This window comes from Agromyces protaetiae, from assembly GCF_030866785.1.
Classification (GTDB): domain Bacteria; phylum Actinomycetota; class Actinomycetes; order Actinomycetales; family Microbacteriaceae; genus Agromyces; species Agromyces silvae.
Map to the genome: position 1 here is coordinate 982,489 of NZ_CP133018.1, position 18,123 is coordinate 1,000,611.

Consider the following 18,123-nt stretch of genomic DNA (forward strand, 5'->3'; position numbering starts at 1 on the left):
ACGTCACCGCCCTGCCCCGTCGCGAATCGCGAGATCGACCGGGGCGCCGGCCGCCGTCGCGGCCGTCGATGCGGTTTCCGGTCCGGCGAGCAGCTCGAGCCGTCCGAGGGCGGTCCGTACCCGCATCCGGTCGCCTGCGGTCCAGTAGGCCCCGACGAGGCGCTCGAGCGCGGCGATCTGGTAGTGTTCGTCGCCCGTCGTGTCGGCCAGATGCAGGGCCTCTTCCAGGGGAGGGAGCGCATCAGCAGGTGCCGCGCGGTCCGCGGCCATGAGGAGGCAGCGTGTGAGGCACCGGGCGTCGCCGAGGCGACGGAACGTCTCCGTCAGCTCGCCGAGCTTCGCCGCGGCATCCGGAACCCGCAGCATCTGCTGCACGAGGGTCGCGTGCGCGAGCTCGTGCGTATTGCCGACGCGGCTCGCGTAGTCGACGCATTCGGCGGCCCAGCCGGCGGCCTCACCGACATGCAGGCCGTGCTCGGCGGCCGTGATGGCCATCATGTACCGCGCATTGTTGACGTGCATCGCGTCGCCCGCGAGCGCGTAGCCGTGCATCGCTGAGGCGAACTCCGCGATCGCGGCGGCCGGTTCGCCGATCGATCCGTCGCGCAGCGCGATCCCGCGCATCTGCCGCACCGCCGCGAGCTCCCACTGGTCGTCGAGCGCGATCGCGAGCCGCTCGGCCTCGTCGAGGTGGGCGATGGCGGCGGCTCCGCGGTCCCGGTATGCGTCGGACATGCCGGCGAGGTGATGCGCCGAGAGCCGTGAGCGATCGTCGGCGTCGCGCGCGGCATCCAGCGCGCGCCCGGCGAGTTCGTCGACGAGGGGGAGATCCAGGTAGCAGAGCCCGATGCCGAACGCGAGCAGGTCCTCGGTCGTCGCGTCGCGCAGCACGCGCGCATCGCGCGCGGCGATCGCGATCGAGTGCACGCTGTCGGCGTCGGACCCGTACTGCTCGATGCCCACCGCGAGCGAGGCGGCGAGCGACAGGGCCGTCGGATGCTCCGCCGCAAGCGCCCAGCGCAGTGCCGCGTTCACCTCGGGACAGAGCAGGGCCGAACGCCCCATCGCGGCGGGGCTGTCGTCGATGCGGGCGAGTGTGACGAAATGCCGTGCGATCTCGGCGTAGTACTCGGCGTGCCGCGCGAGCACGTCTCGGATGACCACAGGGTCGGTGCGTGCCTGCACGAACTCGCGCATGACGGCGAGCATGCGGAACCGCGAGCCGGTCGCCGGCACGAGCATGGAGTGGTCGAGGAGCCGGAGTACGACGCCCTCGGCGCCGGGGTGGGTCACGGCGGTCGCGAGGTCCACGTCGAAGGTGCGGGGGAGCGCGGCGAGGCGGCACAGCACGTCGCGCTCGTCGCCGGTGAGCAGATCCCACGTCCATGCGAACGCCGTCTCCAGCGTGCGATGGCGCCCGGCGGGCGCCGCGCGATCGAGCGTCGCGAAGTCGCGATCGAGGCGCGCGGCGAGCTCCGCGAGGGAGAGGTGTCTGGCGACGCCCGCGGCCAGTTCGATGGCGAGCGGGAGGCCGTCGACGCGGCGGCAGACCTCTTCGGCGAGCTCGCGGTCGCCCGGCGCGGGCGGCCGCCCCGACCGGTCGAGCCGGTCGAGGAACATCCGGACGCCCGGCGCGGCCGGGCCGTCGGTGGCGAGCGGGTCGACGTGCAGCACCGACTCCGAGCCGAGCGGGGTGCGCGAGGTCGTGATGACGCGCAGTCCGGGCGCGCTCGCCGACAGCGCATCGACGACACGGTGCACCTCGACGCCCACACGGTCGACGTTGTCGAGCACGAGGAGGTAGGGGTGCGCCGCGAGCGCGAGGCCGACCGCGGCGAGCAGGTCGGTGTTGCGCGCGGACTCCAGCTCGACGGCCCGCGCGATCCGGGCGACGACGTCGTCAGGTCCCGCGTGCTCGAGTTCGACGACGAGCGGCACCAGGTCGCCGTCGTGGGCCCGCGCGTACTCCAGCGCGAGCCGGGTCTTGCCGACGCCGCCGGGGCCGGCGATGGTCGCCCATCGGTGCCGCGTCAGTCGGTCGTGCAGGTCGGCGAGCTCTGTGTCGCGGCCGAGGAACGCCGTCGCGGGAACTCGCACCGGTGCGCCGCGTCGCATGCCGGCTGCGGCGACCAGGTCGGCGCGGGTGTCGACGCCGAGCTTCCGTCGCAGCGCCGCGATGTGGCTCTCGACCGTGCGCACCGAGATGAACAGCTCCGCGGCGATCTCGGAGTTGTTCAGGCGCCGCCCGACGGCGGCGAGCACCGCCCGTTCACGCGGGGTCAGCGACTGCCCCGACACGCCGCCCATTGTAGGACGGGCGGGCCGGGGCGTCACGGGGTGGGTGCTGGATGGTGCGCCGGTCACATCGCGGGTCGCGCGTGGTGGTGCAGCAGGCGGGTCGGCAGGAGCTGGCGGATGCCTCGTCGGCCTGCCGTTTCCGTCCAGCCTGCGGCGGCCTCGCGGTCCTCGGCGAGTCGCTCGGCGATCACCCTGCGCTGCTCGAGCTGCTGCTCCATGCGCGCGTCCCCCGCGCGCTGCAGCCACGGGAAGTGGGATTCGGAGACGTACATGGTGGGGTGTTCCTCTCAAATGCTGAACTGTGCTCACGATGTCGCCATCTCACAATGAGACGCCGACACTGTGAGCACTGGTTCATCGGCGTCGGGCGGTGACGAGCAGGTACTCCCACCGCATGGTGCCGCCATGGCCGTCGAGGCCCGCCTCGCGCGCGTGCTCGACGAGCGCCCGGTCGAGTGCCTCGACCTGGTCGGGCTCGCCGGCGATGCGCGCGTAGACGGCGATCGTCGGGCCGTAGTTGGTCTTGAAGTAGTCCCGGAACTCTTCCGGGTCGGTGAACCGGTCGACCTCGACGGTCTCCCGGCGCACGACGACGTCGTCGACGGCGTCGTCGAGCAGTTCGCGGACGTGGGACTCGTCGCCCCAGCGCGGGGCGGGCGTGGCGCCGGGCGGGAGCGGGGCCGCATACGGCTTCATGACGCCGAACATGCGGCCGATGAAGCCCTCGGGCGTCCAGCTCAGGAGTCCGATCCGTCCGCCTGGCCGCACCACGCGCAGCAGCTCGGCGGCCGCCCGCTCGTGGTGCGGGGCGAACATGATGCCGACGCTCGACACCGCCACGTCGAACGCGCCGTCGTCGAACGGCAGCGCCTCGGCGTCGGCCGCCCGCCACTCGAGCTCGGCGCCGGCCTCGGTCGCGAGCCGTCGGCCCTCGTCGAACAGCTCGGGTGCGAGATCGGTCGCGACGACCGTCGCCCCGCGCAGTGCGGCGCGGATCGCGACATTGCCGGATCCAGCGGCGATGTCGAGCACTCGGTCTCCTGGTCGCACGTCGACCGCGTCGACGACGCGGGATCCGAGCTCCCAGATCAGGTCGGAGGCGAGCCTCGGGTAGTCGCCCGACGCCCACATGGCGCGATGCTTGGCTTTGAGGGCGGCGTCTTCGGCGTCGGGGGTGGTGGTGGTCGTGGTTTCGGACATCATGCGGCTCCTTCACAGCTGCCGGGGAACGGGATGCTGTCAGCGTGCTCGCGTCGCACGCGCGCGTCATCCGTGCTGAGCACGGAGATTTCCTCAGTATGCGTCCGGAGATCCGCCCGAGCGCGCGGATGGTCTCGGTCGCGCGTCGGTCCACCGGGTCCCGTCCCCGGCGGGCGTACACTTCGGAAATGGAGGCCTCGACGAGCACCACCCTCGTCGTCGTCGGCGACGAGGCACCCGCCGCGATCCGATCGCTCACGCGGCTCGCCAACGTGCGGGCCACGACCTTCCACGACCTGCCGGATGCCTCGGACGCCGACGTCGCGCGCTGGTCCGCCCACTCGACCGAGCCCTACATCGTGCACGATCACGACCCCCTCGGCCATGTCGCGAGCGCCTGGGTGGAGTTCTTCGAGGAGCAGGTCACGCTCGGCGTGCTCGAGCTCGAGATCGACCGTGCCGTCGAGGCGGCCGGACGCCACCTCATCGCCGTGCCCGACTACTACGTGGTCATCCACCCCGAGTCGTTGCCCGCGACCTGGCGGCACTGGTGGCTCGGCGTCATCGCGGCCGCGTCGCCCAGCCGGGTGATCCCGTGGCCCGCGCCCGACCCCGATCGTGCCGACGACTCACTCGTGCCCCTGCTGCGGAAGCTGCCGACCGGGCGTGCCTGGCCCGAGGTGGAATCGTGGCTCCCGAGCGTCGTGCGCCAGGTGCCGGATCGCGTCGGGCTCGACGGCGTGGCATAGCGGTCACCCGAGCCGTCCAGGTCCGACCGGTACGCTGGCCCGATGGTCATCGCCCTCATCCGTCACGGTCAGACCGACTGGAACCACGCCGCGCTCATGCAGGGGCGCACCGACATTCCGCTCAACGAGACCGGCCGCGCGCAGGCGCGAGCGGTCGTCGAGCAGCTCGCCGAGTCGGATTGGGACCTGATCGTGAGCTCGCCGCTCGGGCGTGCGCGAGAGACGGCCGCGATCATCGCCGATGGCCTCGGCCTCGAGCTCGGCCCTCCGGTCGAGGGGCTCACCGAACAGGACTTCGGCGACGCCGAGGGTGTGCGTGTCGTCGACGTGCACGAGCGCTGGCCCGACCGGAACATTCCGGGCGCCGAGCCTGATGCCGCCGTGGGCGAGCGCGGGCTCGCGGCGCTCGTGCAGCTCGCCGCCGACCATCCCGGCCGCAACGTCCTCGCCGTCGCGCACGGCACGCTCATCCGCCGGACGCTCGCGGTCATCTCGGGCCATGATGCGCACGACTACCCGCGGCTCGACAACCTCGCGACCTCGCACGTGCAGCTCGACGGCGACACCTGGGCGGTGCTGACGGTCGGCGGCGCGCCGTTCGACGAGGTCCGCATCGACCTCGACGCGCGCGCCGCGCAGCTCACCGCCGAGCTCGCGAGCTGACCTGCGCGCCATCGTCGAGCAGCTGACGCGCGAGGATCGTCGCACCCGCGACCGCGGCCGGCATGGTGGCGATCGCGCCCAGCGGCACGAGGAAGCACAGCTGCGTCGCGACCCCGAACCCGAGCGTGCGCCAACGGTGCTCGCGGCGCAGCGCGCGGCGCTGCACGAGGGTGAGCCCCCGCGCCTCGAACGCGCGACCCGTGAGCTCGCGCACGAGCAGCCGCCCCGTCAGCACGACGCCGAGCACCGCGCCCAGCACGGTGCCGACGACGGGGATCAGCCCGGCGAGACCCGCCACGACGGCGACGACGAGCCCGAGCCCGACGAGCTGCAGTGCGTCGACCACCGCTCGCCAGAATCCACCGCCCGCATCGGGGACCGGCCCGCCGAGCTCCTGCTCCACCGCGCGCCAGATGCGCTCATAGAACGGATCGCCGATCACTAGCGTGAGCGCGGTGAACGTCACCACCGCGAGCACCGCGGCCCCCGCGAACACGATGAGGGCGAGCGTGAGTCGAAGCGCCCCCTGCCAGAACCCGTGCCACGTGTCGGCGAACGGCGTCGCCCAGTCCACGAGCGCCGGAAGCTGCACGCCGAGCGTGATCAGCGCCGCCGCGAGCAGCACGAACGCGATCGCGGCCGGCACCAGCCCGAGCAGCATGAGCCGCGGCCGGCGGCGCCAGAACCCGAAGCCACGGCCGAGCAGCGCGAATCCCGCGGCGAACTCTCTGAACACCGCCTCAGCCTATGGGGGCCGTGAGCTGAATCGGGACCCGGCCTCGACCCGGGCGGCGCCAGCGACTTGAATGGGGGCATGGCCGCCCCCGCCACGCCGCTCATCGACGACGACGCGCTCGACGACCTCGAACGCGAGCTGCTCGGCCGCGTGCGGGGCCGGGTCCTCGAGATCGGCGCGGGCGAGGGCGAGAACTTCGGCGCGTGGCATCCGGATGTCTCATGGACCGGCCTCGAACCCGACGCGACCCGGCGCGCCGAACTCGCCACGCGGGCGCGCGAGTGGCGGCACGAGACGGCACCGCTCGCCGCGGTCGCCGAGGACATCCCGCTGCCCGAGGCATCCGTCGACGCCGTGGTGGGCACCTACGTGCTGTGCTCGGTCACCGATCTCACCGAGGCGCTCGCCGAGGTGCGGCGCGTGCTCGTGCCCGGCGGGCGCGTCGTGTTCGTCGACCACGTCATCGCTCCGCCTCGCACCCTCAAGCGCGCGGTGCAGCGCCTCGCCTCGCCGATCTCCAGACGCGTGTGCCACGGCTGCCACTGGGACCGCGACCCGGAGACAGCCCTCGCGGAGGCCGGGTTCGTGGCCGACGACGTGCGGCGGCTGCGCGTGCGGTCGGCGCCGTTCGGCCCGGTGCCCATGCTGCTGTTCGACGGGCACGCGCCGTAGGCGGGGGTTACGCGACCGCGTCGAGGGCCCGGACGAGGTCGGCGGCGAGATCGTCGGGGTGCTCGAGCCCCACCGACAGGCGCACGAGTCCGTCGGGGATGGTGTCGGCCTCGGCCGGCCACCGGCGACGGCGCTCGAACGTCGACTCGACACCGCCGAGGCTGGTTGCGTGGATCCAGAGGTGCGTGCGGCCCACGAGCGCATCGGCGGGCGCCGCACCGCCCGCGAGCACGATCGAGACGATCGATCCGTAGCCGGGGTACCGCACCTCGCTGAGCGCGGCGTGCCCCGTCAGACGCGCCACGAGCGCGCGTGCGGACGCCTCGGCGCGGTCGAGGCGCACGGGCAGCGTGCGCAGACCCCGAAGTGCGAGGAACGCCTCGAACGCCGACGGGATCGCGCCGCCGAGCGAGCGGCGCGCGACGAGCGCGTCGGCCCGAGCGTCGTCCGCCGTGACGACCGCGCCCATGATGAGGTCGCTGTGCCCCGAGATGCCCTTGGTCGCCGAGTGCACGACCAGGTCGACCCCGTGTTCGAGCGGACGCTGCCTGAGCGGCGTCGCGAACGTGTTGTCCACCGCGACCAGGGCGCCGTGCGCGTGCGCCCCGGCCGTGACCGCCGCGATGTCGGCGACCTCCAGCGCCGGGTTCGTGGGGGACTCGAACCAGAGCATCGCGGCGCCCTCGCAGGCGGCGACGACCGCGTCGGTGTCGGTGACGTCGACCCAGCGCACGGCGATGCGACCGGATGCCTCGCGGTCGGCGAGCTGGCCGACGGTGCCCGTGTACGAATGGCGGGGTGCGACCACGACGGCGCCGTGCTCGAGCAGGTCGAGCACCGCGGCGATCGCGGCGATGCCCGAGGCGAACGACACGCACCGGCCGCCTTCGAGGGCGCCGAGGGTCTCCTCGAACGCCGTCCACGACGGGTTGCCGTAGCGGCCGTACTCGAGGTCGCCGCCCGCGACGTACGTCGAGGCGAGGTGCACCGGGATGTTCAAGGGCTGGTCGGAGTCGTGCGCGGGACGCCCTGAGGTGACGGCGAGGGTCTCGGGGTGGAGCTGAGGCATCCCGTCAGCGTAACCCGAGCGGGCGCCTGCCCCCGACCCGGACGATCCGGTCGTGCGGTGCGAGGCGGGCGCGAGCGAGGCCGGCGGCGAGGCCGGCGCAGGCGGCGCGGCCGGCGCGGCCGGCGAGGGAGAATGTCCGCATGCGGATCGTGGTGCTCACCGGGGCCGGCATCTCCGCCGAGAGCGGTGTGCCGACCTTCCGCGACGCCGGCGGCCTCTGGGAGGGGCACCGTGTCGAAGACGTCGCGACACCCGAGGCGTTCGCGCGGGACCCGCGCACCGTCCAGCGCTTCTACGATGCGCGCCGTCACGCCGCTTCTCTCGCCGAGCCCAACCCCGCCCACGACGCGCTCGCCCGCCTCGAGGACGCGCTCGGCGACGACCTGCTCATCGTCACCCAGAACGTCGACGAGCTGCACGAGCGCGCGGGATCCTCGCGGGTCGTGCACATGCACGGGCGGCTCGCCTCGGCGCTGTGCCAAGCCTGCGGCGCACGGGTGCCGGTGCCCGCCGACCTCGCCGGCGACCCCGCGTGCCCGGTCTGCGGGGAGCGCGCACTGCGGCCCGACATCGTGTGGTTCGGCGAGATGCCGTACGAGCTCGACCGCATCGACCTCGCGCTCGCCTCGTGCGACCTGTTCGTCGCGATCGGCACGTCGGGCGCGGTGTACCCCGCCGCCGGGTTCGTGCGCACCGCGACCGAGTTCGGCGCCTCGACGCTCGAGCTGAATCTCGCGGGCAGCGAGGTGTCGCCGCTGTTCGACGAGGTGCGGGTGGGTCCGGCGAGCGTCGTCGTGCCCGCGTGGGTCGACGAGGTGCTCGGGCGGTAGCCGCGCGCGGCTGGCCGCCCGCGTAGGCTCGAGTCATGAGCCGCACCGTCTGGACCGTCCTCGGCGTGATCGCCGCCGTCGTCATCGCCTGGATCCTGGTGGACGTGCTGTTCAGCCTGCTCTGGTTCATCGGCAAGTTGGCGATCGTGGCCGTGGTCGCCGTGATCGTGTTCTTCGTCCTGCGGGGAGTGTTCGGCGGCTCGCGCCGCGAACGCGGGAGCGAGCTGGACCGGTAACCGGCGGGCCCGGCCCGTCCGGCCTCGCCCCGGCCCAGCCGGCCGCGCTCAGTCCAGTTCCGTGCGGAGCTCGTCGGCCGCGGCGCGGGCCTCCTCGGCGGCGCGGGCGGCGCGGTCGTGCTCGCGTTCGAGTGGGCGCACGGCGCGTTCGGCCTCCGCGAGGTCGCGCTCGGCGGCGGTCAGCCGCGATTCGAGCTCGCGCAGCTGCGCCTCGAGATCGTCGCGGGTCGCGGCGGCGCGGTCGGCGGCCTCATGCGCCGCGTCGAGCCGGTCGGATGCCTCGGCGGCGGCCTGCTCGGCGGTGACCGCGCGGGCCTCGGCCTCGTCGGCACGGCGTTCGGCGCGCGCTCGCTCGGCGCGCTCGCGTTCGGCCGCCTCACGTTCACTCCGTTCGCGCGCCTCGCGTTCGCGCTCGGACTCGTGCTCCTCCTGGCGCTTCCTGGCTCGGCGCTCGCCCACCTCGTCGGGCGGTGCGGGCTCCGTGCGCCGCGATGTCGCACGGCTCGCGCCACCGCGCGGTGCGATGCCGCCGGCCACGGCGCCGTCGAGGTCGACCTCGGTGCCGATCGCTTCGAGTCCCCGGACCAGACGTCCGCTGCGGACGGCGGTCGCGGCCGAGGCATCCGTCATGCCGGCCTGCAGCGTCTCGGCGACCTCGTCGAGCACCGGGCCGCGCACCGCGTTGCCGAGCTCGTCGGCGAGGCGCCCCGCGTCGCGCGCGAGCGCGCCGACCACCTTGCGCCGCTCGCGCGCGAGCGCGGTGAGCGAGGCGGCGTCGAGGTCGGCCTGCGCGGCCTGGAGCTGCTCGCCGAGCCGCAGCAGTTCGTCGAGCTGATCGGCGCGGTGGCGCACGAGCTGGTTCACGAGCCAGGCCGCGGGCGAGGGCCGGCGCAGCTCGGCGACGGCGTTCGCCAGCGCGCGATCATCGAGCCGCACCTGCTTCGCGCGCGCATTGCGGGCCGCCGTGAACTCGTCGGGCAGCAGCCCGTAGAGCTCGTCCGCGAGGTCGGTGAGCGCGCCGGAACTCCTGGTGGCGTCCGCCATGCCAGCCATCCTGCCCGATCGGCGCCGGTCGTGGTGTCGCGCGAATACAGGTCTGGGACCCGCCGCGACCTCGATTCGGGCCATGTCCGGTCGTGGTGTCGCGCGAATGCAGGTCTGGCACCCGCCGCGACGTCGTGTCGTGTGCGACCTCAGCGCACGGGGTCCGGTGCGGGGGAATAGCGTATGGCCGGCGCGGTCCGCCAGGCCTTGTGCGGCGGGGGCGCGGGCGACAGGCTGAGCCCTGTGCGAACGACGCCCATCTTCGCCGCTGCAGCGGCGGCCTACGCCGCGAACTGCGCGCTCGGAGCATCCGTCGCTCTGCGGCTCGTCGACACACGCGACGTCCGCTGGGTGCATCACGCGATGTACATCGCGACCGCGACGCTGACCGCGGTGGCCGTGAGCTCCGCGCTCTGGGGCAGGCCCCGGCACGCGAGCCGTCGCGCGGCGGCGGCGCTCCTGCCCGCCGCCCTACCGCTCGCGGCGATCCCGTACGCGGGCACGCACACCAGACGACATCCGGCGGTCGCGCTGAGCGCTGCCCCCTTCTTCGTCGCGGGCGTCGTCGCCTCGCGCGCCCGACGCCATCAGGAGGCCTGACCGTGGAGCTGCTCGACGCCATCCGCCGCCGTAAGACGACCAACGGACCGTTCCTGCCCGACCCCGTCTCCGAGGAACACCAGCGCCTGCTGATCGAGGCCGCGGGGCGCGCACCCAGTCAGCTGAACAGCCAGCCGTGGCGGTTCGTCGTGATCGAGTCGCGCGACACGATCGAGCGGATCGCGAAGATCAGCGGCGAGAGCATGACCGAGGCCATGGGCAACGGCACCTTCTTCGAGCGGTACAAGCCGTACTTCCGGTTCAGCCAGGCCGAGATGGAGGAGAAGCGCTCGGGCATGCTCTTCGACAAGATGCCCGCCGCGCTCCGCCCGTTCACCAGTCAGGTGTTCACGCCGCGCGGGCAGAAGCTCATGAACACGTTCGGTGTGCCCAAGACGCTCGGCGAGGAGAACCGCAAGCTCGTCTCGGGGTCGCCGCTGCTGCTCGGGGTCATGCTCGACCGGTCCGAGTACCGGCCGGGGCAGCTGAGCTCGTTCTACTCGGTGTTCAGCATGGGCGCCGCCATGGAGAACATCTGGTTGACGACCGTCGAACTCGGGATGGGCATCCAGTTCATCTCGTTCCCCATGGAGGTTCCGGGGCGCTGGCAGGAGATCGTGCAGCTGCTCCAGGTGCCCGACGAGCTCGAGCTCATGGCGGTGTACCGGCTCGGGTATGTGCCGGAGGAGCAGCGGCGGCCCGCCATCGACTGGACGAGTCACCAGCGCAAGCTGCCGTCGCAGGTGGTCTTCCGCGAGACCTGCGCGACGCCCGAGACCCGGTGGGATGCTCCGCCGGAGCCCGGCCCGGAGCGCTGACGCCGTACGCGATCAGGAGGGGGTCATGGGGTCTGCGCCATTTCGGTGCGCTCCGCGCCACGTCAGGTGGCGCGGAGGTGCACGCAGTGGCGCGGAGCGGCGACCCGAGCGGTGGCGGAGGTCAGGGGAAGGCGCGGAGCGCGCTCAGGTGACGGCGCGAAGCGCCGCGTCGAGCACGGGGCGCTGGCCGGCGACGAGCAGCGGTCGGGCCTCCTCGAGGCCGGCCCAACGGGCGTCGTCGATCTCGGGGAACGACTGACGTCGGCCCGAGCGCGGCGGCCACTCGAGCTCGAAGGTGTTGCTGACGACCTCGGCCAGCTCGAACGTGGGCGTCTCGAGCACGAACACGCGCAGCCGCTTGCCCGAGCTGTAGCGGAACTCGCCGAGATCGATCGGCTCGCCCTCGGGGGCGGGCACGCCGAGCTCTTCGGCGAACTCCCGGCGAGCCGCGGCGAGCGGATCCTCGGTCGCGGGGTCGAACTCGCCCTTGGGGATCGACCAGGCGCCCTCGCGCTTGCGCGCCCAGAACGGCCCGCCCATGTGCGCGATGAACACCTCGAGCGCGGTCGCGGTCGTGCGCGAGGCATCCGTCCGCGCCCACCGGACCAGCAGCAGGCCCGCGCTCACGACCGGCATGACGCGCCCCCCCGGGGCACCTACTCCTTGGGTGCCTTCACGAGCGACCACACCGCGGCGACGCCGGTCAGTCCGCCCACGGCGGCGATCAGTGCGACCACGCCCCACAGCACCAGTTCGATCGACATGAAGCTCCTCCCGAGCGAGTTCCCAGCTTCCTATTCTGCCCGGTCGGCGGGCCGCGCGAAACCGCCCGCGGCGATGGCGGCCACCGGGCTAGCGTGGACGGATGGCAGACATCGTGATCATCGGCGGCCACGGCAAGGTCGCACTCAAGCTCGAACGACTGCTCGCCGAACGGGGTGATCGGGTCGACGCGATCATCCGCAACCCCGAGCACGCGGGCGACATCGAGGCGGCCGGCGCGAACCCCGTCGTCGCTGACATCGAGCTGCTCGACGTCGACGGGCTCGCCGAACTCTTCGCGGGGCACGACGCCGTCGTGTGGTCGGCCGGGGCCGGCGGGGGGAACCCGGCGCGCACGATCGCCGTCGACCGCGACGCCGCGATCCGCACCATGGCCGCGGCCGAGCGCGCGGGCGTGCCACGGTACGTGATGGTCTCGTACTTCGACTCACCCGACCGCTCGGTGCCCGACGACAACCCGTTCCGCCACTACGCCGAGGCGAAAGCCGACGCCGACGAGCATCTCGCGACGTCGAGCCTCGATTGGACGATCCTGGGGCCCGGTCGGCTGACCGACGATCCGGGCACGGGCACGATCGACGCCGAGGCTGCCGAGAGCGGCGCGGTCTCGCGCGACGACGTCGCGGCCGTGGCTGCCGCCGTGCTCGGCGACGACCGCAGCATCGGCCGGACCATTCGCTTCACCGCGGGCGACACGCCCATCGCCGAGGCCGTCGCGGGCGCCTGACCGTCCGCGCGGGCAGGAGGCGCCTCCCACTCGCCCACGACACGCCGCGGCGTGCCCGCGCAACCCGCGCTGCGGGCCACCGCGATGGGCTAGAACCATTCCATGGACTTCTCCCTGGAATTCACACCCGACCTCATCGCGGTGTTCCTCACGCTGTTCGTGCTGGAGGTCGTGCTCGGCGTCGACAACGTCATCTTCATCTCGATCCTCGCGGCCAAGCTCCCGGTCGAACAGCAGGCGAAGGCCCGGAACCTCGGTCTCACGCTCGCGATGCTCATGCGCGTCGTCCTCGTGATCTTCGCGGGCTGGATCATCACGCTCAAGACCGACCTGTTCGAGATCTTCGGGCTCGGGTTCTCGGGGAGAGATCTGATCCTCATCGCCGGTGGGTTGTTCCTCGTCTACAAGGCCGTGCACGAGATCCATCAGAAGCTGGAGGGCGTCGAAGAACACGGCGCCGGCAAGGCCGCGGTCGCGAGCTTCGGCTCGGTCATCGCGCAGATCCTCGTCCTCGACCTCGTCTTCTCGCTGGACTCGGTGATCACGGCGGTCGGCATGACCGAGAACCTGGTCGTGATCATCACGGTCGTGGTGCTCTCGTTCGGCATCATGCTCTTCGCGGCGCGGTACATCTTCGCGTTCGTGAACGCGCACCCGACGGTCAAGATGCTCGCGCTCGCGTTCCTCCTGCTCATCGGCGTGTTCCTCATCGCCGACGGGTTCGGGGTGAAGATCGACAAGGCCCTCATCTACGGGCCGATGGCGTTCGCGATCTTCGTCGAGGCGCTGAACCTGATCGCGGCGAAGCGCAAGGCGAAGCGGCTGCAGCAGGAACGCGAACCGGTACGCCTGCACACCGCGTATCCGGTCGACGCCGAAGTCGAGGCCGTGCACGCCGCGACCTCGCGCGACCCCGAGTCGGGCGCAGTCGGCCTGTCGCGGAGGCCCGTCACGGGTGTGACCCGCGACGGTGACGGCCACCAGGAGCCGCGCGGGCTCGGCTGAGCGAGCCGGCTCTCGAGGTGCGGGCGGCTTCCGCGGGCGCGCGGATGACACGTGCGGGCGCCGTCCGTCAAGGCGGTGCGCGAACGTGCCGAACGCGGGAGGCTGGAGGCATCCGAAGACTGGAGGACCCCATGAGCGACCCGCTCAACCCGTGGGAGGAGAAGGACCGGCTGCAGCCGACCGGCGACCTGTCGGTTCACCCTGAGACCGGCGCGATGACCGTGCAGGACGGCGGCGACGCCGCCCTCGACGACACGAACCCCGGCCCCGACGCGAACGACCTCGAGGCCGACAACGCCGTCGAGGCCGACACGATCGAGACGCTCGACCCGGAGAACCCGCCGGCCTGACTTCAGCGCTTGCGGTGGCTCCACTCGAGCAGGCGATCCACGTCCCAGGTCGTCACGATGCGGTCGGCCGGGATGCCTGCGCGCTCCGCGCGGGCGGCGCCGAGCTCGAGGAAGGCGAAGTGCCCGGGCGCATGCGCGTCCGAGTCGATGCTGAACCGGCAGCCCGCCGCGAACGCCTGAGCGATCAGCTCGTCCGGCGGGTCCTCGCGCTCGGGTCGCGAGTTGATCTCGACGGCGACGTCGTGCTCGGCGCACGCCGCGAACACGGCGGCCGCGTCGAACGACGACTGCGGCCGCGTGCCTCGTGAGCCCTTCACGAGCCGGCCCGTGCAGTGCCCGAGCACGTTCGTGTGCGGGTCGGCGATCGCCCGGAGCATCCGTCGGGTCATGTCCCGCTCGGGTGCGCGGAGCTTGGAGTGCACGCTCGCGACGACCACGTCGAGGCGTTCGAGCATCTCGGGCGTCTGGTCGAGGGAACCGTCTTCGAGGATGTCGACCTCGATGCCGGGCAGGATCCGGATGCCGAGGTCGGCGTCGGCGTTCAGCGCCTCGACGATCTCGAGCTGTTCGGCGAGCCGCTCGGCCGAGAGCCCGTTCGCGACCCTGAGGCTGGGGGAGTGGTCGGAGAGCACGACCCACTCGAGCCCGACCGCGGCTGCGCCGCGCGCCATGGCCTGGATGCTCGTCGTGCCGTCGGACCATTCCGAGTGCGAATGCAGGTCGCCCCTCAGCGTGGCCGCGAGTCCGGTGCGATGGCCGCCGCCGGCCTCCTCGCGGAGGGTCGCGAGCTTGTCGGGCACGCGCCCCGCGGCGGCGTCGACGATGACCGTGTAGGTGGAGTCGCCGATGCCCGGCGTGCGTCGCAGCCGTCCGTCGGCGATGCGGGCGGCGAGCTCGTCCGAGGGGATGCCGCGCACGATCTCGGCGGCGCGCCGGTAGGCCTTCGATTTGTAGGAGGACGCGAGCTCGCGCTCCAGCAGGCTCGCGATCTCGTCGAGGGCTTCGGCGGCGTCCATGGCACCATCTTGGCACGACGGAAGCTGTCAACGTGAGGCTTGCCTAACCTAAAAACAGCCTCTGACCGGGAAAAACGCGGGCGTGTTGGGGTTTCATTGCGCGCTCGGCGCGCGTAGCATCGACGCCAACGCACGTCAGAGATCGACGCCAACGCACGTCAGGGACGGAGTCCATCATGACCATGACGCTCGACGAACTGCCCGCCGTTGCCGAGTGTTCGGTGAGTGGCTGCTCCTACAACGACCACTCGCACTGCCACGCTGCCGCGGTCACGATCGCCGGCGTGCCCGGCGACGCGGAGTGTGCGACGTTCATCCCGCTCGGCGCCAAAGGCGGGCTCGACAAGGTCGTCGCGCACGTCGGTGCCTGCCAGCGCGCCGAATGCGTGCACAACGCGAGCCTCGAGTGCACGGCGCCGGCCGTGCGGATCGGCCCCGGAGCCGAAGAGGCCGACTGTCTCACCTACGAGCAGCGCGCGAGCTGACCCCTTCGTCGAGCGGCTAGGGTGTGTCCCGTGCCGGGCGCTGGCTGAACCGGCAGCTCGTCGCATCGAGGCGAGCCTCGGGGTCGAGTCGACCGAGCACGGCGCCGGCGATGTCGTAGAGCTGTCGCTGCTGCTCGGGCGTGAGGGCGTCGAGCACGTTCCGCCGGACGGTCTCGACATGCCCCGGCGCGGCCTGCTCGATGAGGTCGATGCCGGCCTCGGTGATCGTGGCGTTCGTCGCGCGCCGGTCCTCGGGGCACGGGAATCGGTGCACGAGGCCGCGGTCTTCGAGGCGCCGCACCACGTGCGAGAGGCGGGGCAGCGTCGCGTTGGTGCCGGCCGCGAGTGTCGTCATGCGCATGGTCCGCGCGGGCGCCTCGCCGAGCGCCATCAGGACCTGGTACTCGAAGTGCGTGAGTCCCGCATCGGTGCCGAGCTGTGCGTCGAGCGCGGTCGGCAGGAGCTCGGCGACGGCGACGAGCCGGACCCAGGCCGCTGACTCCTCCTGGGTCAGCCAGTCGGTCGTGTCGCTCATGCGCACGAGTCTACTGCAATAGTTGACACGACAACTGAATGCATCTAGCGTCTTAGTTGTTCCAACAACTAACGCGTCGGTTCGGCGCACGGAAGGACTCGGCATGACCACCATCAGCATCGTCGGCAACGGCAACATGGGGCGCGCGATCGGCGCCATCGTCACGGCGGGCGGCAACGACGTCGAGTTCATCGGCCGCGACAGCGCCACGCCCGTCACCGGCGACATCGTCGTGCTCGCCGTGCCGCACCCCTCGGTCGCCGAGATCGTCGCCGAGCGGGGAGCTCAGCTCGCCGGCCGCATCGTCGTCGACATCACGAACCCGGTCGACTTCTCGACCTTCGATTCGCTCGTCGTGCCCGCGGGCTCCTCGTTCGCCGCCGAGCTGGCAGCTCAGCTGCCGGACTCGCGGGTGCTGAAAGCCTTCAACACCAACTTCGCCGGCACGATCGCGTCCAAGCAGATCGGCGACGTGACGACCACCGTGCTCATCGCCGGAGACGACGAGGACGCCAAGCAGGCCCTCGCCGCGGTGGTGCGCGCCGGCGGCCTCGAGGCGGTCGACGCCGGCTCGCTCGCGCGTGCGCACGAGCTCGAGGCGCTCGGGTTCCTGCAGCTCGGCCTCGCCGTGCAGGAGAAGGTCGGTTGGGGCGCGGGCTTCGCGCTCGTCGCCGCCTGAGCTCGCGCCCGCGGGGGATCAGGCCCGGTCGCGCAGGTAGGTGAGCTGAGCGCGAACGGATGCCTCGGCGGCGCCCCGGAGCGCCGGATCCACGTCGGAGTACACGGCCGAGGTGACCGCTTCCGCCGAGGCGTCCGGCCCGAGCTGCGCGAGCGCGGCGCGTACCTGGTCGAGCCGGTCGGCGCGATGCGCGAGATACTCGCCGCAGATCGCGGCGAGATCCGGCAGCACGGGGCCGTGGCCTGGGAGCACCGTGACCGGGCCGTGTGAACCCAGCGCGCGCAGCCGCTCGAGCGAGTCGAGGTACGGGCCGAGCGCACCGTCGGGATCGACGATGATGGTCGACCCGCGACCGAGCACCGTGTCCCCGGTGAGCACAGAGCCGTGCTCGCCGTCGGATGGCAGCCGGACGCACATGGAGTCCGCCGTGTGGCCGGGCGTCGCGAGGATCTCCAGCTCGAGTCCGGCGGCCTCGATGCGCTCGCCATCGATCAGCGGCGTGCCGCCGCCACGGCACAGCGCCGCGTCGATCGCGCGAACCGGGGCATCCGTCATCGCCGCGAACTCGGCCGCACCAGCCGTGTGATCGAGGTGGTGATGCGTGAGCAGGATGAGCTCGACCGGGCCGGCGTCGGCGAGACGCGTGAGATGCTCGTCGATCGCCGGACCCGGATCCACGACGATCGCGCCGCGCGCGTCCGGCGCGCGAAGCACGTAGGCATTCGTGCCGTCGAGCGTCATCGGCCCCGGATTCGGGGCGAGCAGGAGGCTCGCGAACTCCGAGACGGGCGTGAGCGGGCGCGGGTCGGAGGCGTTGGCGTCCATGCGCGGCAGCCTAGCCGCCATCGGCGTCGACGCTCGCTCGCCGGCCACGCCGCTGGCCGGCACTCGCGGCGTGAGCGGGTCGGTCGTTAGGGTGAGGAGATGGATCGTGATGGGGCGGTCGCGCCTCCGGCACTCGAGCCGGCCTATGCTGCGACGGTCGTCATGCTGCGGGACGGCGAGCGCGGGGTCGAGGTGCTGCTCGCGCAGCGGCCGGAGAGCTCACGATCGTTCGCAGGCGCGTGGGTCTTCCCGGGTGGGGTGGTCGAGACCGACGATCTCGTGGACGGGGCGTCGGGCGAGCTCACCGCGCGGCGCACCGCGGTCCGCGAGACCCGTGAGGAGATCGGGCTCGTCGTCGACCCTGAAGAGCTCGTGCCGTTCTCGCGGTGGACGCCGCCCACGGGGTCGCCGAAGACGCTCATCACCACGTTCTTCGCGGTGCGCGTCCCAGACGGCGACCTGCGTCCCGAGCCCGACGAGGTGGCCGACCTCGCCTGGATGCGCCCGAGCGACGCCCTCGCACGACATGCCCGGGGCGGCATGACGCTCTGGCCGCCGACGTGGGTGACCCTGCACGGCCTCGACGCGGCCGTGTCGGTCGAAGCGGTGCTGGCCGCGTTCCGCACGGGGGTCGTCCGCGCGTACGTCTCACGGTTCTCGGACGACCGGCGCACCGTGGTCTGGCAGGAGGACGGGGAGTACGCGCCCGCCGACGCCGTGATGGACGCCGCGACCGCGGCACGCCACCGGCTCGTCATGGAGCGGCTGCCCTGGGTGTACCTCAGCGACTTCTGACCGCGCAA

General features: G+C 72.5%; 23 protein-coding genes. 13 read left to right on the forward strand and 10 right to left on the reverse strand.

Features of this window, described 5'->3' with window-relative positions:
- Positions 1-3: 3 nt before the first annotated feature.
- The 3 genes from QU602_RS04590 to QU602_RS04600 form a co-directional block, all read right to left on the reverse strand.
- Positions 4-2,298 (reverse strand): ATP-binding protein, encoded by a 2,295-nt coding sequence (locus QU602_RS04590; protein WP_308799029.1) that lies wholly within the window; start codon positions 2,296-2,298, stop codon positions 4-6.
- Positions 2,299-2,360: 62 nt separating this feature from the next.
- Positions 2,361-2,570: a hypothetical protein gene (locus tag QU602_RS04595; RefSeq protein ID WP_308799030.1), complete on the reverse strand. Its 210-nt coding sequence runs from the start codon at positions 2,568-2,570 to the stop codon at positions 2,361-2,363.
- Between the two features lie 82 nt (positions 2,571-2,652).
- On the reverse strand, positions 2,653-3,498 hold the full coding sequence (locus tag QU602_RS04600) for a class I SAM-dependent methyltransferase (RefSeq protein ID WP_308799032.1): 846 nt from the start codon (positions 3,496-3,498) through the stop codon (positions 2,653-2,655).
- A gap of 188 nt (positions 3,499-3,686) precedes the next feature.
- On the opposite strand from QU602_RS04600, the gene QU602_RS04605 reads away from it, so the two are divergent.
- Together QU602_RS04605 and QU602_RS04610 are read left to right on the forward strand one after the other, a co-directional pair.
- Complete coding sequence (locus QU602_RS04605; protein ID WP_308799033.1) at positions 3,687-4,247, forward strand: hypothetical protein; 561 nt, start codon at positions 3,687-3,689, stop codon at positions 4,245-4,247.
- 42 nt (positions 4,248-4,289) lie between these two features.
- Positions 4,290-4,910, forward strand: coding sequence for a histidine phosphatase family protein (locus QU602_RS04610; protein WP_308799034.1), 621 nt, complete (start codon positions 4,290-4,292; stop codon positions 4,908-4,910).
- On the opposite strand, the gene QU602_RS04615 is transcribed toward QU602_RS04610, so the two are convergent.
- Complete coding sequence (locus QU602_RS04615; protein WP_308799035.1) at positions 4,888-5,646, reverse strand: EI24 domain-containing protein; 759 nt, start codon at positions 5,644-5,646, stop codon at positions 4,888-4,890. The genes QU602_RS04610 and QU602_RS04615 overlap by 23 nt on opposite strands.
- 78 nt (positions 5,647-5,724) lie before the next feature.
- On the opposite strand from QU602_RS04615, the gene QU602_RS04620 reads away from it, so the two are divergent.
- On the forward strand, positions 5,725-6,318 hold the full coding sequence (locus QU602_RS04620; protein ID WP_308799037.1) for a class I SAM-dependent methyltransferase: 594 nt from the start codon (positions 5,725-5,727) through the stop codon (positions 6,316-6,318).
- Between the two features lie 7 nt (positions 6,319-6,325).
- Here QU602_RS04620 and QU602_RS04625 read toward each other — a convergent pair whose 3' ends face one another.
- Entirely contained in the window at positions 6,326-7,387 is a 1,062-nt protein-coding gene (locus tag QU602_RS04625; RefSeq protein WP_308799038.1) for a trans-sulfuration enzyme family protein, read from the reverse strand.
- Between the two features lie 140 nt (positions 7,388-7,527).
- Between QU602_RS04625 and QU602_RS04630 the strand changes: the two genes are divergently transcribed.
- Together QU602_RS04630 and QU602_RS04635 are read left to right on the forward strand one after the other, a co-directional pair.
- Positions 7,528-8,217 (forward strand): NAD-dependent deacylase, encoded by a 690-nt coding sequence (locus QU602_RS04630; protein WP_308799039.1) that lies wholly within the window; start codon positions 7,528-7,530, stop codon positions 8,215-8,217.
- Positions 8,218-8,252: 35 nt separating this feature from the next.
- On the forward strand, positions 8,253-8,453 hold the full coding sequence (locus QU602_RS04635) for a hypothetical protein (RefSeq protein ID WP_308799040.1): 201 nt from the start codon (positions 8,253-8,255) through the stop codon (positions 8,451-8,453).
- A 48-nt stretch (positions 8,454-8,501) separates the two neighbouring features.
- Here the strand turns inward: QU602_RS04635 and QU602_RS04640 are convergent, their stop codons facing one another.
- Entirely contained in the window at positions 8,502-9,497 is a 996-nt protein-coding gene (locus QU602_RS04640) for a hypothetical protein (protein ID WP_308799041.1), read from the reverse strand.
- Positions 9,498-9,740: 243 nt separating this feature from the next.
- On the opposite strand from QU602_RS04640, the gene QU602_RS04645 reads away from it, so the two are divergent.
- Both QU602_RS04645 and QU602_RS04650 read left to right on the forward strand, forming a co-directional pair.
- Complete coding sequence (locus QU602_RS04645; RefSeq protein ID WP_308799042.1) at positions 9,741-10,097, forward strand: hypothetical protein; 357 nt, start codon at positions 9,741-9,743, stop codon at positions 10,095-10,097.
- Between the two features lie 2 nt (positions 10,098-10,099).
- A complete protein-coding gene (locus tag QU602_RS04650; protein WP_308799043.1) occupies positions 10,100-10,915 on the forward strand; it encodes a nitroreductase family protein in 816 nt (271 codons plus the stop codon).
- A 144-nt stretch (positions 10,916-11,059) separates the two neighbouring features.
- On the opposite strand, the gene QU602_RS04655 is transcribed toward QU602_RS04650, so the two are convergent.
- Positions 11,060-11,551, reverse strand: coding sequence for an NUDIX domain-containing protein (locus QU602_RS04655; RefSeq protein WP_308799044.1), 492 nt, complete (start codon positions 11,549-11,551; stop codon positions 11,060-11,062).
- Positions 11,552-11,780: 229 nt separating this feature from the next.
- Here QU602_RS04655 and QU602_RS04660 point away from each other — a divergent pair, with 229 nt between their 5' ends.
- The 3 genes from QU602_RS04660 (at position 11,781) to QU602_RS04670 (ending at position 13,780) form a co-directional block, all read left to right on the forward strand.
- Positions 11,781-12,425 (forward strand): SDR family oxidoreductase, encoded by a 645-nt coding sequence (locus QU602_RS04660; protein WP_308799045.1) that lies wholly within the window; start codon positions 11,781-11,783, stop codon positions 12,423-12,425.
- 102 nt (positions 12,426-12,527) lie between these two features.
- On the forward strand, positions 12,528-13,430 hold the full coding sequence (locus QU602_RS04665; protein WP_308799047.1) for a TerC family protein: 903 nt from the start codon (positions 12,528-12,530) through the stop codon (positions 13,428-13,430).
- Positions 13,431-13,561: 131 nt separating this feature from the next.
- Positions 13,562-13,780 carry a hypothetical protein gene (locus QU602_RS04670; protein ID WP_308799048.1) on the forward strand — a complete coding sequence of 73 codons (219 nt, stop codon included), beginning with the start codon at positions 13,562-13,564 and terminating at the stop codon, positions 13,778-13,780.
- Between the two features lie 2 nt (positions 13,781-13,782).
- Here QU602_RS04670 and QU602_RS04675 read toward each other — a convergent pair whose 3' ends face one another.
- A complete protein-coding gene (locus QU602_RS04675; protein WP_308799049.1) occupies positions 13,783-14,796 on the reverse strand; it encodes a PHP domain-containing protein in 1,014 nt (337 codons plus the stop codon).
- A gap of 176 nt (positions 14,797-14,972) precedes the next feature.
- Here QU602_RS04675 and QU602_RS04680 point away from each other — a divergent pair, with 176 nt between their 5' ends.
- Entirely contained in the window at positions 14,973-15,281 is a 309-nt protein-coding gene (locus QU602_RS04680) for a DUF1540 domain-containing protein (RefSeq protein WP_308799050.1), read from the forward strand.
- 16 nt (positions 15,282-15,297) lie between these two features.
- On the opposite strand, the gene QU602_RS04685 is transcribed toward QU602_RS04680, so the two are convergent.
- Positions 15,298-15,816, reverse strand: coding sequence for a MarR family winged helix-turn-helix transcriptional regulator (locus tag QU602_RS04685; protein ID WP_308799051.1), 519 nt, complete (start codon positions 15,814-15,816; stop codon positions 15,298-15,300).
- 103 nt (positions 15,817-15,919) lie between these two features.
- Between QU602_RS04685 and QU602_RS04690 the strand changes: the two genes are divergently transcribed.
- A complete protein-coding gene (locus QU602_RS04690; protein ID WP_308799052.1) occupies positions 15,920-16,495 on the forward strand; it encodes an NADPH-dependent F420 reductase in 576 nt (191 codons plus the stop codon).
- 18 nt (positions 16,496-16,513) lie between these two features.
- On the opposite strand, the gene QU602_RS04695 is transcribed toward QU602_RS04690, so the two are convergent.
- Complete coding sequence (locus QU602_RS04695; RefSeq protein WP_308799053.1) at positions 16,514-17,320, reverse strand: MBL fold metallo-hydrolase; 807 nt, start codon at positions 17,318-17,320, stop codon at positions 16,514-16,516.
- Between the two features lie 99 nt (positions 17,321-17,419).
- On the opposite strand from QU602_RS04695, the gene QU602_RS04700 reads away from it, so the two are divergent.
- Complete coding sequence (locus tag QU602_RS04700; RefSeq protein ID WP_308799054.1) at positions 17,420-18,115, forward strand: NUDIX hydrolase; 696 nt, start codon at positions 17,420-17,422, stop codon at positions 18,113-18,115.
- Positions 18,116-18,123 lie beyond the last annotated feature (8 nt).

Excerpts from the sequence above, each read along its gene's own strand:
- QU602_RS04680 (WP_308799050.1), top strand. The coding sequence starts at position 14,973 with ATGACCATGACGCTCGACGAACTGCCCGCCGTTGCCGAGTGTTCGGTG.
- QU602_RS04620 (WP_308799037.1), top strand. The coding sequence starts at position 5,725 with ATGGCCGCCCCCGCCACGCCGCTCATCGACGACGACGCGCTCGACGAC.
- QU602_RS04660 (WP_308799045.1), top strand. The coding sequence starts at position 11,781 with ATGGCAGACATCGTGATCATCGGCGGCCACGGCAAGGTCGCACTCAAG.
- QU602_RS04630 (WP_308799039.1), top strand. The coding sequence starts at position 7,528 with ATGCGGATCGTGGTGCTCACCGGGGCCGGCATCTCCGCCGAGAGCGGT.
- QU602_RS04625 (WP_308799038.1), bottom strand. The coding sequence starts at position 7,387 with ATGCCTCAGCTCCACCCCGAGACCCTCGCCGTCACCTCAGGGCGTCCC.
- QU602_RS04635 (WP_308799040.1), top strand. The coding sequence starts at position 8,253 with ATGAGCCGCACCGTCTGGACCGTCCTCGGCGTGATCGCCGCCGTCGTC.
- QU602_RS04670 (WP_308799048.1), top strand. The coding sequence starts at position 13,562 with ATGAGCGACCCGCTCAACCCGTGGGAGGAGAAGGACCGGCTGCAGCCG.
- QU602_RS04595 (WP_308799030.1), bottom strand. The coding sequence starts at position 2,570 with ATGTACGTCTCCGAATCCCACTTCCCGTGGCTGCAGCGCGCGGGGGAC.
- QU602_RS04690 (WP_308799052.1), top strand. The coding sequence starts at position 15,920 with ATGACCACCATCAGCATCGTCGGCAACGGCAACATGGGGCGCGCGATC.
- QU602_RS04640 (WP_308799041.1), bottom strand. The coding sequence starts at position 9,497 with ATGGCGGACGCCACCAGGAGTTCCGGCGCGCTCACCGACCTCGCGGAC.
- QU602_RS04600 (WP_308799032.1), bottom strand. The coding sequence starts at position 3,498 with ATGTCCGAAACCACGACCACCACCACCCCCGACGCCGAAGACGCCGCC.
- QU602_RS04675 (WP_308799049.1), bottom strand. The coding sequence starts at position 14,796 with ATGGACGCCGCCGAAGCCCTCGACGAGATCGCGAGCCTGCTGGAGCGC.
- QU602_RS04655 (WP_308799044.1), bottom strand. The coding sequence starts at position 11,551 with ATGCCGGTCGTGAGCGCGGGCCTGCTGCTGGTCCGGTGGGCGCGGACG.
- QU602_RS04695 (WP_308799053.1), bottom strand. The coding sequence starts at position 17,320 with ATGGACGCCAACGCCTCCGACCCGCGCCCGCTCACGCCCGTCTCGGAG.
- QU602_RS04665 (WP_308799047.1), top strand. The coding sequence starts at position 12,528 with ATGGACTTCTCCCTGGAATTCACACCCGACCTCATCGCGGTGTTCCTC.
- QU602_RS04685 (WP_308799051.1), bottom strand. The coding sequence starts at position 15,816 with ATGAGCGACACGACCGACTGGCTGACCCAGGAGGAGTCAGCGGCCTGG.
- QU602_RS04700 (WP_308799054.1), top strand. The coding sequence starts at position 17,420 with ATGGATCGTGATGGGGCGGTCGCGCCTCCGGCACTCGAGCCGGCCTAT.
- QU602_RS04610 (WP_308799034.1), top strand. The coding sequence starts at position 4,290 with ATGGTCATCGCCCTCATCCGTCACGGTCAGACCGACTGGAACCACGCC.
- QU602_RS04605 (WP_308799033.1), top strand. The coding sequence starts at position 3,687 with ATGGAGGCCTCGACGAGCACCACCCTCGTCGTCGTCGGCGACGAGGCA.